Annotated in this window: 16 protein-coding genes; 3 read left to right on the top strand and 13 right to left on the bottom strand. The window is 37.6% G+C overall.

Annotated elements, in window-relative coordinates:
* The 8 genes from POD11_RS15515 to POD11_RS15480 form a co-directional block, all read right to left on the bottom strand.
* On the bottom strand, positions 1-648 hold a 648-nt coding region (locus POD11_RS15515), incomplete at its 3' end, for a 3-oxoacid CoA-transferase subunit A (protein WP_271743485.1).
* An 81-nt stretch (positions 649-729) separates the two neighbouring features.
* Complete coding sequence (locus tag POD11_RS15510) at positions 730-1,662, bottom strand: alpha/beta fold hydrolase (RefSeq protein ID WP_033847748.1); 933 nt, start codon at positions 1,660-1,662, stop codon at positions 730-732.
* Positions 1,663-1,734: 72 nt separating this feature from the next.
* Positions 1,735-2,637 (bottom strand): alpha/beta fold hydrolase, encoded by a 903-nt coding sequence (locus tag POD11_RS15505; protein WP_262457819.1) that lies wholly within the window; start codon positions 2,635-2,637, stop codon positions 1,735-1,737.
* A gap of 9 nt (positions 2,638-2,646) precedes the next feature.
* Positions 2,647-3,420 carry a substrate-binding domain-containing protein gene (locus tag POD11_RS15500; RefSeq protein WP_262457818.1) on the bottom strand — a complete coding sequence of 258 codons (774 nt, stop codon included), beginning with the start codon at positions 3,418-3,420 and terminating at the stop codon, positions 2,647-2,649.
* A 61-nt stretch (positions 3,421-3,481) separates the two neighbouring features.
* Entirely contained in the window at positions 3,482-4,321 is an 840-nt protein-coding gene (locus POD11_RS15495; protein ID WP_262457816.1) for an amidohydrolase family protein, read from the bottom strand.
* Positions 4,322-4,400: 79 nt separating this feature from the next.
* Positions 4,401-5,219 (bottom strand): SDR family NAD(P)-dependent oxidoreductase, encoded by an 819-nt coding sequence (locus POD11_RS15490; RefSeq protein WP_262457815.1) that lies wholly within the window; start codon positions 5,217-5,219, stop codon positions 4,401-4,403.
* 1 nt (position 5,220) lies between these two features.
* Positions 5,221-5,784, bottom strand: a complete 564-nt coding sequence (locus POD11_RS15485; RefSeq protein WP_262457814.1) for a carboxymuconolactone decarboxylase family protein — start codon at positions 5,782-5,784, stop codon at positions 5,221-5,223.
* Positions 5,785-5,835: 51 nt separating this feature from the next.
* Entirely contained in the window at positions 5,836-7,137 is a 1,302-nt protein-coding gene (locus POD11_RS15480; protein ID WP_262457813.1) for a cation:dicarboxylate symporter family transporter, read from the bottom strand.
* Positions 7,138-7,554: 417 nt separating this feature from the next.
* Here POD11_RS15480 and POD11_RS15475 point away from each other — a divergent pair, with 417 nt between their 5' ends.
* Entirely contained in the window at positions 7,555-8,466 is a 912-nt protein-coding gene (locus POD11_RS15475) for a LysR family transcriptional regulator (RefSeq protein WP_100192789.1), read from the top strand.
* 420 nt (positions 8,467-8,886) lie between these two features.
* Here the strand turns inward: POD11_RS15475 and POD11_RS15470 are convergent, their stop codons facing one another.
* Positions 8,887-9,795, bottom strand: a complete 909-nt coding sequence (locus POD11_RS15470; RefSeq protein ID WP_174766331.1) for a LysR family transcriptional regulator — start codon at positions 9,793-9,795, stop codon at positions 8,887-8,889.
* Between the two features lie 166 nt (positions 9,796-9,961).
* Between POD11_RS15470 and POD11_RS15465 the strand changes: the two genes are divergently transcribed.
* Both POD11_RS15465 and POD11_RS15460 read left to right on the top strand, forming a co-directional pair.
* Positions 9,962-10,510: a 2,4'-dihydroxyacetophenone dioxygenase family protein gene (locus POD11_RS15465; protein WP_262457812.1), complete on the top strand. Its 549-nt coding sequence runs from the start codon at positions 9,962-9,964 to the stop codon at positions 10,508-10,510.
* Between the two features lie 98 nt (positions 10,511-10,608).
* Positions 10,609-11,691 (top strand): glycerol dehydrogenase, encoded by a 1,083-nt coding sequence (locus POD11_RS15460; protein ID WP_262457810.1) that lies wholly within the window; start codon positions 10,609-10,611, stop codon positions 11,689-11,691.
* 27 nt (positions 11,692-11,718) lie between these two features.
* Here POD11_RS15460 and POD11_RS15455 read toward each other — a convergent pair whose 3' ends face one another.
* The 4 genes from POD11_RS15455 to POD11_RS15440 all read right to left on the bottom strand — a co-directional run bounded on the left by POD11_RS15455 (position 11,719) and on the right by POD11_RS15440 (position 16,426).
* Positions 11,719-12,486 (bottom strand): SDR family oxidoreductase, encoded by a 768-nt coding sequence (locus tag POD11_RS15455; RefSeq protein ID WP_262457809.1) that lies wholly within the window; start codon positions 12,484-12,486, stop codon positions 11,719-11,721.
* A 74-nt stretch (positions 12,487-12,560) separates the two neighbouring features.
* Positions 12,561-13,859: an MFS transporter gene (locus tag POD11_RS15450; RefSeq protein ID WP_262457808.1), complete on the bottom strand. Its 1,299-nt coding sequence runs from the start codon at positions 13,857-13,859 to the stop codon at positions 12,561-12,563.
* A 610-nt stretch (positions 13,860-14,469) separates the two neighbouring features.
* Positions 14,470-16,122 (bottom strand): cation/acetate symporter ActP, encoded by a 1,653-nt coding sequence (actP, locus tag POD11_RS15445; RefSeq protein WP_262457807.1) that lies wholly within the window; start codon positions 16,120-16,122, stop codon positions 14,470-14,472.
* The gene (locus tag POD11_RS15440) at positions 16,115-16,426 is read right to left on the bottom strand and encodes a DUF485 domain-containing protein (protein ID WP_262457805.1); all 312 of its coding nucleotides are present in this window, start codon (positions 16,424-16,426) and stop codon (positions 16,115-16,117) included. The genes actP and POD11_RS15440 overlap by 8 nt, the downstream gene beginning before the upstream one ends.
* Positions 16,427-16,437: the final 11 nt, after the last annotated feature.

Genomic DNA, 16,437 nt, shown 5'->3' with positions numbered 1-16,437 from the left:
AACGTGCTGTACAAAGATACCTGGGGTGATGATGTGTTCCGGGTCTAATCCACCTAGCTCAACCACCTCAGACACCTGAGCAATAGTGACATCAGCAGCCATCGCCATGATCGGGCCAAAGTTACGTGCAGATTTACGGTAAACCAGATTGCCCCAGCGATCGCCCTTGTAGGCTTTAATCAAGGCAAAGTCAGCCTTGATCGGATATTCAAGTACATAGTCTTTACCATCAATCTCACGGGTTTCTTTGCCTTCAGCTAAAAGTGTTCCAAAGCCTGTTGGGGTAAATACAGCTCCAAGTCCCATACCTGCTGCCTGAATACGACAAGCCAGATTACCTTGCGGCACCACCTCAAGCTCGACTTTTCCGGCACGGTACAACTCATCAAACACATAAGAGTCTGCCTGACGTGGGAAAGAACAAATCACTTTTTTAACCGAACCGGCTTTAAGCAGTTTAGCCAGACCATAATCGCCATTACCGGCATTGTTACTAACAATCGTTAAATCTTTAATACCCAGTTCAATTAGTCCGTCAATGAGTTCAGCGGGTTGTCCTGCGGTACCAAAACCACCAATCAGAATGGTCGCGCCATCTTTAATCTGCGATAGTACCTCGCTAAGTGAGGACTTACTTTTGTCAATCATATGGAAAAGTCTCTTAAAGCCGTAATACACAAAATCGATTAGAAACGAACGTTCCTGAACGTCCGTTTCTTTAAGGAACAACTATGATTTTTTCGCGAATTGTTGTTTAGCAAATTTACCAATGGCATCCGCTAAAGCTTTCGGTTGCTCTGGAACTAAGGCATGACCTGCATTTTTAATTTCGACTATCGTCACTCGATCACCTAAAGCACCTTTTAAAACACCTCTTAAAGGTTTAGGCGCAACTGTGTCGTATTCTGGTTGAATATCTAAAATTGGTGCTTTGCCAGCAGCAAAATAGTCATCTACAGGAGTGTTATTACGCGCATAACCTTGAGCATCGTGTGCTTCGTGGTGCCAACCAGTTAGCCATACGCGCGGATCATTCATTGGTGCAAAGAATGCACGTTTTAAATATTCAATACGCTTAGCTTCTGGAAGCTCTTCATTTCCAGCATTATCAATCGCCTCACGAATTTCAGGACCAATTGGTTTACCTTTATATCCCTCTGGCACTTTACCTGCGGAAGCGCCAGCTAACACCACCCCTTTAACCAAATCTGGACGTTGCGTTGCGACCATACGGGTTGGGAAATTGCCCCATGCATGGCCAACTACAATTGCAGGTCCAGCTTTAAAATGTTCGATCACTGCTGCAACGTCATTTCCATAGTCTTGAATATGCAATTTTTCCATTGGACCGCGGCTTAAACCAATTCCACGAACTTCCGGTCGAATCACTCTAAAGCCTTGTTTGACTAAATCTTGTGCAACTACGTCATAGTCACGTACAGAACGCCCTAGTGACGACATAATCACAATGGTTGGACCCTTACCTTGTACATAAGCTTGAATAGAGACATCACCATACTTCACCATCTCATAAGGCACATTGCTTACCTTAGAGGCAGCTGCTGTATGCGTTGCTGGTGTAACGTTTGTTTGCTTTGCTTCCGTAACCGTTGCTGTGGCTAATAATATTGCTGTAGATAAAATAGCTAAGGTTTTGTTCATCCTAATCAACTCCATGTTTTAGATGATTGTGGTTTAAAAATTAAATAAGCAGATTTAAGTCAACTAATTGGCTCAATAAACTTGTTTGGAAAATTTGGCTATCGCATTTGCCATCGCTTCTGGTTGTTCTGGTACCATCGCATGACCTGCGTTTTTGATGACCTGTTCAACAACTCGTTCAGGCAAATACTCTTTCATTACATTTTTGACGACAACGGCATCGTACTCTCCTTGTAAATCAAGGATTGGAACCGTTTTCCCACCTGAAAAATACTCATCAATTGGCGTTACAATTCGTGCATGAGCTTCAGCAGCATGGTTTTTTTCATACCAACCGTTTAACCACACATGTGGATCATTCATAGGTGCGAAGAAAGCTTGTTTTAGATATGTGATACGTTGTTCTTGAGGAAGCTTATAATTCCCTGCGTTATCAATTGCATCTCGTAAACGCCCATACGGTTTTTCAGTTGAATCTTTAGGTAACTTACCTGCTGAAGCAGCGGCCATGACAATACCGCGAACCAGATCTGGTCGATCAGCAGCAAGCATACGTGCAGGCTGACTTCCCCATGCATGTCCAACGACTACCACTGGTCCAGTTTTTTCAGCATCTAAAACTAAAGCAACGTCAGCAGCAAAATCGTGGAGAGTTAAATTCTCTAAAGGCCCTGTACTGCCATTGATGCCTCTAGGTTCAGGACGTATTACTTTAAAGCCTGATTTTGCAAGATAATCTGCAACAACATCAAAATCTCTAGCGCCACGACTTAACGAAGGCAGTAATACAATTACGGGACCCTTCCCTTGTACATAGAACTCAATTGAGACATCACCTTGTTGTATCTGCTTTTTATGAACAGAGAAATTTGAAATTAAATTTGCTTGATCCATATTAGATTCAACCTTATCAAGACTTGAGCATCCCATGAGGCTCAATGATGTCGATAAAATTGCAGTTAAGTATTTCTTCATGGTGATTCCTCACTTACCAATTGGTTCCAAACCACTACTGGTCAAAATACTTGCTGCTTGATTAGATTTTAAAAATTGTACAAATTGAGCTGCGATTTCAGGATGTTCAGCTTTTTTAGAAATCACTGATGAAAACTTACTAACGTATTGCAAACTTTCAGGTAAAGGTGCAACAAAGGTAATCCCTTTAGTATGCTTAAGCTCACTAATCTGTTGCATTCCGACATCAGCCTGATGTTCTGCTAACACTTCTCCGACCAGCTTTTTACCCGGAACCTCAAGCCCCTTTGCTTGCATTTCCTGTTCAATATTCAATTTTTTAAATAGTGTTGAACGAATATAGACACCACTTGAGCCTTGAGAGTAGGCAACTTTTTGGGCTGACAATAAGGCTGCCTTTAAGTCTGCTTCATTTTTTAATGGTGGTACTTTAGTACCTTTACTCACAGCCAAACCAATTTTTGAATTTGCCAATTCAGTACGACTAGATAAGTCAAAATTTTGACTTAATTCATTAGATTTAAGTGCATCATCCAAAATAATAGCCAAGTCCATCTTTTCATTGTTTTTAATTCGCATTGGTAATGATTCAGGAGACTTTCCGGCAGAAGGTCCCCATTCGATATGAACCGTATTTCCAGTTAATTTTTCATACATTGGAATAAGAGTATCCATCGCACCATGAAAAGAACCAGAGGCGATAACATTTAATTGCGCTGCATGTGCTGGCACGATCATAGCAATTGATAAACCCATTCCTGAGACTAGTTTTTTTAAATTCATTTTTACTTCCTTTTAAGTGAAGAAGTATTCAGTCAATGAATACTTCATTGGTTTTAAAGCATTAATTTTCTCTGAAATATAAATTTCGTGGATTATCGACAAATACGGCTTGTTTTAATTCGGGCGTATCGAGTACTTTCAATGCAAAATTTAAAAGCTCATCATCTTTAGGAACCTCACCTTTTACATTTGGATGAGGCCAATCTGTTCCCCATACCACGCGGTTTGGTGCAAGTTTGATTAACTTCTGAACCCAATTCAGTGAAGCATCCCAAGTGCTGGCAGGTTGTCCATTCATTGCACGATCAATTCCGGAAATTTTTAGCCAACGCTTCGGATTCATCATGACTTGTTGCAACTTGATAAAAGTATTTTCTGCATCTTGTGAATCAAGCAAATTAGGTCGTGCCATATGATCAATCACAATATCGACATCTATGTCTTGCCAAGCTTCAATCGCTGGGAAGATATCCTCAATTTTTCCGTGTATCTGAATATGCAATCCGAGCTTTGCAACTCGTTCAACCAAACCACGTAATGCTTGTGGGTCATGATTTCCAGGCAAATGCCCCATCATGTTAAAGCGAATACCACAAATTCCCCCATGCTTTAATTCAACAAGTTGTTCATCTGTAATATCGTGATCTACTAAAGCAACTCCTCGATAATTAAAGTTACTTTGTTCAATCGCATCTAAAATGATGAAGTTATCTGAACCATAGGCAACAGCTTGAACAAAAACACCGTGTTCAATTCCTAAACTTTTGTGTAATTCAAGCAACTGCTTAAATGTTGCTGGTTCAGGATGATATGCAGCATCTTCAGGTAACGGAAAGCGATCAAAAGGCCCGTATATATGAAAATGGCAATCCCATGAACCTTTTGGCAAATTAAATGACATAGTACTTCCTAAACAAATCTTATTAGGTTCAACAAATATTCCATGTACCTCACATATTTGGAGTTACTCAGAATTCACCTTAATCACAACGTGCAGTCATTCCGCCATCGACTACAATTTCAGTTCCGGTAACAAAACGCGCTTCATCACTTGCAAGAAACAGAGCAGCAAAAGCTGTATCACGACCATCTCCCATAAAACCCGCAGGAATTCGCTTTAAACGGCTTTCAAGCAATTGATCGACATCACCGCCTGTACGTTGCCCTGCTAAACGGACCTCAACCATCGGGGTATGTAATTGACCCGGCAAGACAGTGTTTACACGTATTCCTTTAGGGGCATATTCGACAGCAGTCACTTTTGATAATTGAATAATCGCGGCTTTACTTGCGGCATAGGCAACTTGTGGAGCGCCTGTAAAACGGATTCCAGAAGTTGAAGCCGTATTTACAATCGAACCACCACCTTGTTGCTCCATATATGGAATGGTGTGTTTACAAGTTAAAAAGACACTTTTTAAATTTAAGTCGAGCTGTTTATTCCATGCCTCTTCTGATAACGCGACAGCTCCGCCAGCAGCAGAACCACCCACGTTATTCACTAAAATATCGACACGACCATATTTCTCTACACAAGCTTCAACCATGGTTTGAACTGATTCACTGTCAGTCACATCACATGCAAAAGGTGTCACTTCACCATCGAAGTTTTGAATACGATTTAAAGTCTCTTGCATTGCATCAATCGAACGATCTACAGCAAAAATTTTTGCCCCTGCTTTTGCAAAAAGTACTGCCGCTGCACGACCATTTCCCCAACCTGGACCAACACAACCGGCACCTGTAATGATTGCAACTTTATCTTTCAAACGTCCTTGAGGATTAATTTCATCAAACATATTAAATTCCTACTTCTGGGGTTGGTAATTCAGGAGTTACACCTGCTGGGGGTGGAACTTCGAAAACATTAATCGTCATAGAAATCAGGGTGTAATAACCTGCTATCGCGACCAAATCAATTAAGGTATCTGTTCCAAGTAGTTGCTCTATTTCTCTATAGATCTTTTCAGACACCCTTTTAGTTTCATGAAGCTCACAAATGAACTGATAAATTAATTGTTCATCTTTATGAATAAACGCAGGTTTCTCACCTAAACGAATTGCTTCAATGACGTCTGTACTTAGGCCAGCCTCAATTGCATAAGGTTTATGGGCAGCCCATTCATATTCAGCGAGCCAGTGTCTACCCATTAGTAAGATGGCTAATTCACTCAAACGCGGCTCTAAACAGCTATCGTATCGGCAATATTGACCAAGACTTTGGGCTAAATTTGCTAACTTGGGATGATGCAACCAAATCGCTAAAGGACCTCGTACACCTTTACGTGGACCACTTGCAATTGCATCGAATACAACCTGTTGTTCAGCAGTTAAATGTTCTGGGTCGATAGCTTTTAAACGCATGTTTATTCTCGATATAAGAAGTTGTGATAATTAATGGGATTTATCTAAAACTTAACTTGATTGATTTGAATCAGAAGCTAATGGTGTCTCTACCAAAGAATCTTTTGCCCGTAGCAAACTACGTTTAGGTCTCTTCCCTGTTTGTTTTTCAAAGGCGTCAGCATCGAAAGCATTTTCCCAACGAGCGACTGCATAGACTGCAAGCGTGTTTCCAATAATGTTGGTAATTGCCATGATGGTTGCCATAATTCGGTCAACACCAAATAACAGTCCCAAACCACCTAACGGTAAAGTTTTTACAGACTGTAAAGTCGCCGCCAACTTAATAAAGGCACCGCCAGCAACAGTAGTTCCACCTTTCGAGGTAAAGCTTAAAATTGCTAATAGAACCAGTTGGTCGATTAAGCTCAAAGGCGTGTCAGTCGCTTGTGCGATAAAGCCCACAGCAATTGCCATATATAAAGCTGTGCCATCTAAGTTAAAGCTATAACCTGTAGGTAATACGAACCCGACAACGGCTTCATCACAACCAGTTTTCTTGAGTTTTTCAATCAGTTTAGGAAAGGCAACTTCACCAGATGCTGTACCGAATACCAAAAGTATTTCGTCACGAATCACTTTTAAAATGGTGAGGAAAGGTAGTCCAATAATCCACGTAACTGCACCAAGGGCAAATACGATAAAGAAGAAGCACGCTGCATAGAAAACACCAATTAATTTCATTAAATAAATAAGTGTTTCACCGCCGTAACTACCAATTGCAGCCGACATCGCACCAAAAGCACCGAGTGGAGCAAGCTTCATGATAAAGCCGAGCATCTTGAACAAGATGGTTTGTGCTTCATCAATTCCTTTAACAATGACAGAGTCTGGACCACAACATAAATTGATAGCCATACCCGCTAAAATTGAAACAACCAATACTTGTAATACGTTTCCAGTCGCAAAAGCATCTACGATGGTATGGGGAATCATATTTAAGAAGAAATCAACCGCTGAAAGCGTGGCTGAGCCCTTTGCTGCATCAGGTTCGGCTAAGTCCGTTGCATGAAGCCCTAAACCAGGTTGCAACACATTGACAAAAACAAAGCCTATCAGCATTGCTACAGTTGTTAGTACTTCAAAATAAATAAGTGACTTAACACCCAAACGGCCTAGTTTTTTCATATCTTTAATATGAGTTAAACCATGAACCAAAGTAAGAAAAATCAAAGGAGCTAAAAGCATTTTTAGTAAAGCAATAAATGCTTGACCTAATGGCTTCATTGCCTTTGCCCATTCAGGGGAGACTAAACCCAAAATAATGGCAGCAATAATTGCAATAATTACCTGCACATGTAGTTTTTTTAACATGTCGAATTCCTATATCGAAACTTTAAAATGCTTGTGCTTGAACACATCCCTGCATTTTTTGGCAAACGAATCCCCTATAAACAACATTCATATGTGTTTAGATTAAAATTTAACGGGGGGTTCAATTGTCTAGAGTGATTAACTCATCGAAAAGCTAGATTTAAAAGATAATCTGTCATAGAATCAGTCCTTAATCATATTTTTCCAAATAAACCTGATCAATCCTATTTGCTAGACCAGGTTAAAAATCAACAATGATATCAATACCTTTTGACCAAAAAATTGATAGCATTTTATAAAGCGTCACGTAAATAAGAACCTTATCTATTACTTTCCATACAAGTTCCGTTCATTACGTCTGAATTCATTGTTATATAATCACCATCTTTATGGAATAGGATTTAGGCACTATCAGATATGAATGAAATTAATATCGAACAAATCGACTTAAATCTTTTGAAGTGCTTTGAAATCCTATATGAAGAGCAGAATGCTTCGCGTGCAGCGGAACGTTTAGGAATTACTCAGTCTGCGGTCAGTGCATCTTTAAGACGCCTTAGGGATATTTACCAAGATCCACTTTTCCAACGGACTGGTAGGGGTCTAGCACCCACCACTAAAGCCCATGCTTTAAAACCATTGGTCAGCAATGCCTTAAATATTTTTAGAGAAACACTAATATCTCTACCAGATAATACCAATACATTACAGCAACGAATTATCACTCTTGGTATGTCAGATGATTTTGAAATTGCATTTGCACAAGAGATTATCGAGCAAGTTAGATTAAAATTTCCGCATTATAGAATCGTGATAAAACAGACATACATGCATATTATTGCTGAAATGTTAGTAAAACATAATGTTGATATTGGAGTGACTTCTGGTGGTATTTACTATCACTCTTTGTACCGAGAATTAATGGTTTTAGGTGATTATTCTTGTTTAGTCACTCACCCTGAAGATGCTGTTGATCTGACCTTGGAAAAATTTTTAGGTTTTGAACATCTATTAATTTCTAATACAGCACAGATCGGAATAGTTGACGAACATTTAACAAAATTAAATAAAACCAGGCACATATTTGCATCCACCTCTCATTTTGCAGCCATTCCTTGGTTATTAAAAAGGAAAGGGACCGTTTGTACGCTTCCAACCCATGCTGCAAGAAAAATTTCTGAAATTGTACCCTCACTAATTTATACAAAATGTCCAATTTCGATACCGACCTACCCGATGGTTCTTTCATGTAGAAAAACATCGCTAAAAGACAAAGCAATTCTGGATGTACAGGAAGTAATTAGATCAGTTATTAATAATTATAAATAGGATTCTTTTAGGCTTTTGGGATCATTAATTTGAAACCCTTCTTTAAATACCCTTATAAAAAAGCTAGAAAGCTAATCCTAGTATTCTAAAATTTTAAATTAAGTCATTTCTAAATAGTGGCTTTTTTTGTTTTACGTAGCTTTACGAAATGAAAATTATAAAAGAGCCGAAACCATTGGACTGCCTAGCATAGAAGTTATTTCCCCCAAATATTACTGTACAAGTAAAAGCTCTATTACTGCTGAAATAATTAAATCTTAAACTAGGTTATTCTAATTACACGAGTTTACCTTGACACACCTTGATAAAACTCAACCTTTTGAAATCCATCCAAATAGACTTTAACTATTGATATATGTGGGGTTAAAGCGCGATTTTAAGGGTTAGATCCTATCTAATTTAGAATAAAAGATTAAAATTTTAAAAAATTATTCGCCATGGCTTATTCTTGGTTTTTTGCTGTAGAAATTGAATAAAGCATTTAATCCTTGGGCTTTGGAGCTTCCGATTTGCATAAATAATATACTGAGGTTCAGTTATACCAGAACGAAAATTTCCTAGAATAGGAGTTAGTCTTCCAAGTTTAATATCTTCACCAATATGGTAATCCGCGAGTCTAACTATCCCTTCTCCTCTTAAGGCAAGATCTCTTAAAAAAGTCCCTTGAGAAAAAGAGGCTATCGGCTTGATAGGAACAATAAAACTTTCATTATTTTCTACGAAATCCCAATTATTCCAACTACTTGAAAAATTGAAATGAAAACAACGATGCTGTAATAACTCTTGAGGATGTTTAGGTATTCCATATTTTTCAAGATATTGAGGTGAAGCACAAGTTATCCATTCACTATCTCCAATTCGAGTTGCAATTCTAGATGAAGATGGAAGTATTCCCCCATAGATTGCAATATCAACGCCACGATCAAAATCATCCTGATACACAGCATTCAATTCAAAATCCACACTCAAAGATGGGTAATTATCAAGAAACTCAGGCAACCAAGGTAAAATTTGGTGTTGTGCAAACGTTGGCATCGTTCTAATTTTTAAAACACCACTTACTCGAGTTGGAAATGCTTCAGCTAAAGAGTCAGCCTCATTCATTGCTGCTACTACATTTCGTGCACTCTTTAAATATGCAACGCCCTCTTCAGTCAGTGTGAGTTGTCTGGCTCCTCTTTGGATAAGTCGTACACCTAAACGATTTTCTAGACGATTAATTAATTTGCTAATGGCAGATGGTGTTAAATCATTTGCTCTTGCTGCTGCTGAAAAACTTCCATGCTCGTATGCCCAAATAAAGGCCATCAATTGTCGATAATTGTCCATAATATTTTTCTCAAACATCATTAGAGTAAATTTGAATATAGCAGCTTTTAATTTACATAAACTTTGCCTGATGTTCACATGTAGTTTGAATTTGACTCAATCTACGATCAAATTGCTTTTGTTAGTATCTAACTCAATCGGAATGCTTTATTTCAAGGAGAAAGTGATGCTACAGCAAAGAAATCCGGATTATTCAGCCAATGAAGAACTTATGCCTTTTCAGTTGCCGCAAGTTCCCTATATGTCGCCTGACCTTGTAATTCCCGGCGTTTTAGATGAGGCCTTGAAAGACGATAATTTATGGGTACCTACATCTGACTCTGTAAGTTTTAAACCTCTGCTTTTAAATACTAGCTCTGGCTACTATGTAAACTTATTACGTGTTCGAAAAAGTGGTGTGTTATCTAGACATCGTCATACTGGAGCAGTACATGCATTCGTACTTAAAGGTCGTTGGTATTATCTTGAGCATGATTGGGTTGCAGAAGAAAAATCATTTGCTTACGAACCGCCTGGTGAAACCCATACCCTTTTCGTACCTGAAGATGTTACTGAAATGATTACACTGTTTATCGTGCATGGTGGCTATACATATGTAGACCCATTTGGAAAAGCTGTAGGTTATGAAGATGTATTTACCAAGTTAGAAGCCACGCGAGAACATTACAAAAATATTGGTATTCCTGAAAGTGAATTAGAAAAGATCATTAGATAGTAAATTCTATCTTTTTTAGAAAAATGCCAATTCTTAAATGATTGGCATTTTGTCTTTTCTATTACCCCAAATTAACCAAGATTATTAAAGGATTAGATATGTTAAGAATAATGGGATTTCCAGGTGAATATATTCAAGGTGAACATGCTCTAAGAAATATTGGTGTTATTGCAACAAGACACCAGTTAAAAAGAATGGGAATTATTTATGATTCAGCTATTGAGGGGTCTATCTTAGATAAAGTCACTATTTCACTTAAGCAGTCAAATTTAGATTTTATTAGCTATAAATTCCCTGGTGAATGTACCTATAAAACTATTGAGCAACTTAGTCATATTATGGAACAACGCGATATCGATTCCATCATTGCACTAGGTGGCGGTAAAGCAATGGATACCACTAAAGCTATTTCAAAAAAATTAAATATACCCATTATTATTTGCCCTACAGTCGCATCTAGCGATGCTCCTACAAGCAGACTTATAATTGTTTACGATGAGAATCATAAAGTCCAAGGTGTAGAAAAAACAAAGCGAAATCCAGATATTGTATTAGTCGATCTAGATACAATTGTAAAAGCACCTGCTCGTTTTTTTGCTGCTGGTATTGGTGATGCTATTAGTAAAATGTTTGAAGTAAACCAATGTAAAAATGCAAATGGATTGAATTCATTTTCGACACCACCATTAGAAACAGCATTATTATTAGCAAATAATACTTATAGTAATCTCATCACATACGGAAAAATGGCTTATGACGATGTTAAACAGCACCATATTACTCCGTCAGTTGAACGAGTCGTTGAGTCGACAGTACTTTTAAGTGGCTTAGGCTTTGAAAGTGGTGGCTTATCTTTGGCGCATGCTCTTATAAGGGGTTTAACAGCCATTCCAGAGCTAGCCACCAATTTACATGGAGAGTTAGTAGCTTATGGTACCGTTGTCCAAGCTGTATTAGAAAATAGAGAGCATATTTTTATTATTGAGCTGATTAATTTTCTTAAATCTGTTGATTTACCGACCACAATTGCTGAACTGGGATATCATCAAGAGATCAATGATTCCATGTTAGAAACGATCATTATGCATACACTTCAAAATGAATATAGTAAAAATTTTGAGCCGCCTCTGAATAAAGAAAACCTGAAACAGGCAATAATAAAAACCAATCATTATTGCTAAAGAAAAAAGGGAGACTTCTCCCTTTTTTTATCGCATGAGCCAACCACCAGCAATATCAATTACTTGTCCAGTGACAAAACTACTGTCATTTGAAGCCAAAAACTCTACGACTTTTGCGACTTCTGTCGAGGTGCCTAATCGGCCTAAAGGCGTATCATCAATCACATGTTGGTTTACTTGGTTGCCCACTTCTAAAACCATAGGCGTTTCTATACGTCCGGGTGCAATTGCATTTACATGAATGTTGTGAACACCCAATTCTCCAGCTAAGTGTCGAGTTAAGCCAATAATTGCAGCTTTTGTTGCACTGTAGTGGCAAGCAACCACAGGAAGATATGCATTTGCAGCAACTGACGATGTATTAATAATTTTTCCAAATTTATGTTTAATCATCTGGGGAACTAAAATCCGAATCAAATTAAAAGATCCATTTAAATTAACATCTACTACCCGTTGCCATTCTTCGGGAGATAATTGCCAGATTTTATGGGCATGTCCTTGATGCTTTGGTGAAATCCCAGCATTGTTTACTAAAGTATCAATAAAGCCTATTTCGTTATAAAAATATTCATAGGCAGCCTGACAAGCTTCATAATTAGCAATATCAGCACAAAATGAACTGACGTGATAGCCTTTATCTGCTAACTCCTGATGCTTAGCGACCAATAGATCACAATTAAAATCTATTAGAGCAACTGTCGCACCTAGCTGGGCAAGATGTTCTGCAATTGCGGCACCAATACCGTTACCAGCACCCGTAATTAAAACTTTTCTATCCTTAAATAATTTTTGCATTATAACTCCGTTAAATATTTTTAAATTTCCATAAAAAAGCAAAGACCTATATTTCGGTCTTTGCTTTTAAGTCTTTACTTAACCTGATCTAAATCAATGCCTTTATTATTCTTCCAACTTAATACTGCAACCGAAGCGATTACGGATACCACGATTAGATAAACATTAAAAATCCAACCTTTATCAATTGAGTAAAGCCAAGTATTCACATAGGAAGCAGTACCACCAAAAATGGTTACTGCCAAAGACATGAAAAAGCCTAGAAAATTAGTTCGATATTTTGTTGGAATTTGTTCTGACATTGCTGCTGGTTTACAAGACATCAAGAAACCCATGGTAAATAAACCAATACTCTGAGCCACTAATAAAGTCCAAGGCTCATTACTAATTAATGACCACAATGGGAACAGCAATAAAGATGAACCAATATAAGTGATTAAGGAGTTATTGTTTCTTCCAATGTAATCAGATAAACGCCCTTGAAATGGTAGACAGATCAGATAAATTACTTGCGCAATACAGCTCATCATAAAAGCATCTTTTGCAGGCATTTTTTGAATGCCGATTGCATAAATAGCAGCACAAGTTACCCATGTATAAAATGTTAAAGTTGAACCTGCTTCATAAAAGAAAAGTTTAATACCAACTTTCATAATTTTAGAAAAAGGCCAATTTACTTCTTCCGAAATTTGATCATTATTTTTTTCAATATGTGTTTCAATCATGTTTCTACGAAGATAAATAGCAAAGAATGCAAGCCCACCTCCAATTGCAAAAGGAACTCGCCATACCCAATCATGCATTTGTTGATCTGTATATGTCACATTGAGTAATGCTAAAAAAAGCGTTGCTAATAATGACCCAGCACCCACTGCGAAAAATGACATGCTAGACCATAGGCCACGTCTTTTTGGTGGAGCTATCTCTGCAATATATGCATACGAGGTTGCGGTTTCTCCACCATGAGCAAAACCTTGAACCAATCTAGCAATGAGTAATAGACCTGATGCCCATGCTCCAATCTCTTCATAAGATGGAATAAAAGCGATCATTAAACTTGCTAATGCCATCATTACCATGGTGACCAGCATAATATTTTTCCGGCCAAATTTATTTGCAAGCGGACCAAATACAAACCCGCCTATTGGCCTAGAAACGAATCCAACAGCAAAGACAGCTAATGTATTTAACAATGCTGATGTCGGGTCAGTTTTATCAAATAATGCGGAAGCAATATATACTGAAGCCACTGCATAAATTGTCCAATCATACCATTCCAATAAATTGCCTATGCCACTTGCAATTAAGGATTTTTTTATGTCTTTATGCACAACTTGCTGTGACTGAGACTCAATATTTGAAAAGCTAGTCATGGCTACTTCAATCCTTTAAATTAAAAAATAAATGGCAGTCCTATTACTAATTTGATTCGAATTAGTGATTTGCCTGACTAGAATTTTTGCATATTTTTTATTATTTAACGGTGAAGCTCATTCAAACGCATTGTGAATTAAAGGAACATCATATTGGTAAATCCACTGCTTTGTTTTAGTCTTTTTTATTTGGTTCATGAACCAAATATTTTAAATCTTATAAAAAAACAACATATCCAATTGAAATATTTTAATTTTTAAAATAATTAAATTATGAACCTAGTTCTAGGTAAACATAAGCGCAGTAAGATATTTGGAAACCTACCATATATAAGGCTTCACTCTCTATGCTGCTGCTACGCTGTTTTATTCTTTACTGCACTGAATTCTGAGCTTACTCACAACTGTATCTGTTGCTCAAGCAACTTACCAAGCTGTGACACTGTTAACCATTTAAATTGGGTTAACCCTATTTCTAATCTTAGCCAGAATAATTCTCTAGGAAGCTTTCTCTAAAATTGTCATTAATTCTTAATTTACCCTAGTGAGCTATGCTACTCACTATCTTTATGAGTTGCCATAAAAAACCCACTTTCGTGGGCTTTTCTGTTTAATGTAAAGGAATTTTATCTACTATACTTTGCTGCGCTCCTAGCTCAGAACGTACAACCTGTAATTCAAATCCTTGTCTATCCAGCACAGCTCTAGCGCTTTTATCGGTTAATGAAAAGAATATACTGACCAAAAATGCTAATGGCATTGAAAATAATGCAGGATTATCAAATGGAAATATGGCTTTTTCATGCCCTAATACTCCAACCCAAACTGTCGGAGATAAAACTACGAAAATAATTGCAGAAATAATCCCTGTAAAACCACCATATATAGCTCCTCGAGTGGTCAAATCTTTCCAATACATAGAAAGAATAAGTACAGGAAAGTTAGCTGAAGCAGCAATACCGAACGTGAGACCCATTAAGAAAGCAATATTCATTTTTTCAAATAAGATTCCACATGCTATTGCGATCACACCTAAAACTACGACAGAAAGACGAGATACAATCATTTCTTGTTTTTCAGTTGCTTTGCCTTTCTTAATGACTTTTTGAAATAAATCATGAGAAATTGCTGAAGCTCCAGCCAATGCCAAACCAGCAACAACCGCCAAGATTGTTGCAAATGCTACAGCAGATAAAAAGCCAAGTAATAAATTTCCACCAAGCGCCTTTGCTAGATGCATCGCAACCATATTACTACCACCAATGAGGTCACCACCTAATTGTCCATCTACAAAATAGTGTGGATTAGTGCCTACTATAGCGATTGAAGCCAAACCTAAAATACAGACTACAATAAAGAAATATCCAATATAGCCAGAAGCGTAAAATACTGAACGGCGTGCTTCAGCAGCATTTGGTACTGTAAAAAAGCGCATAAGAATATGTGGTAAACCTGCTAAACCAAAAATTAAACCGATAGACATAGATAACGTATTAATTGGGTTTGATAGCATTGGTCCTGGTTCTAAGACTTTTTGTCCAAGTTTATGTGCATTAACGGCTGCCGTAGCCATATTATTTAGACTGAAACCAAATGCTTTAAATGCCAGAAATACTAAAACTGTTCCACCAAAGAGTAAAAGAATTGCTTTAACAATCTGTATCCACGTTGTAGCAAGCATTCCTCCAAAAATGACATATACCAGCATTAAACAGCCAACAAGAATGACAGCAATTTTATAATCTAATCCAAACAGTAATTTAATAAGCTGGCCTGCTCCTACCATTTGCAAAATTAAGTAGCAACACACCACGATGAGCGAGCCACAAGTTGCTAAAATACGCGTTCTTTGCGGATCTAGTCTGTACGAGACAATATCGGCAAAAGTATATTTTCCAAGGTTTCTCAGTCTCTCAGCCATCAAGAAAGTTAAAATGGGCCAGCAAACAAAAAAGCCAGTCACATAGATAAAGCCATCATAACCTTTGAAGAAAACCATACTTGAAATACCAAGTAAGGTTGATGCTGACATGTAGTCTCCAGCAATTGCCAGACCATTTTGTTTAGCAGAAATTGCATTGCCAGCTGTATAAAAATCTTCTTTTGATACAGTTTTCTTGGCAGCTTTAAAGGTAATAAGCAATGAAATACCAACTACGCATCCAAACATGATGATTGCAGTCCAGTTTCTTGGCTCACTTGGAGCCGCCCAAGCACCCGAGCTAAGTAAAGCGAGCATGGTAAAAGCTATATATTTATTCATAACGGTATTCCTTTCTTAATTTTTCTTTTTGTTTGTCAAAATATTGATTTGTAATGAAGATATATAAGCCGGTTATTAGCCAGCTTGATACAATAACAATTGCAGCGATAGGCAAACCAACTGTGACCTTGCTTGCTTCTAAAGGCATTGCAAGCAATTCAGGGTGAAAGGTAGCGGTTCCTATAAAAATAAAGTAAATGCTGAGTACAATTAAACTTAAAAAAACGGCGAATCTATTTCTCTGCTTTACCATTTTTTTAAATTTCATATCTAAAACGATATTTGCTTCCTGAGGATAGTTCATATAAAAAGTCC

This window comes from Acinetobacter sp. P1(2023) (genome assembly GCF_028367635.1).
Taxonomy (GTDB): Bacteria; Pseudomonadota; Gammaproteobacteria; order Pseudomonadales; family Moraxellaceae; genus Acinetobacter; species Acinetobacter pittii_E.
The sequence above is the reverse complement of the archived record's forward strand: the minus strand, read 5'-3'. Positions and strand labels throughout refer to the sequence as shown.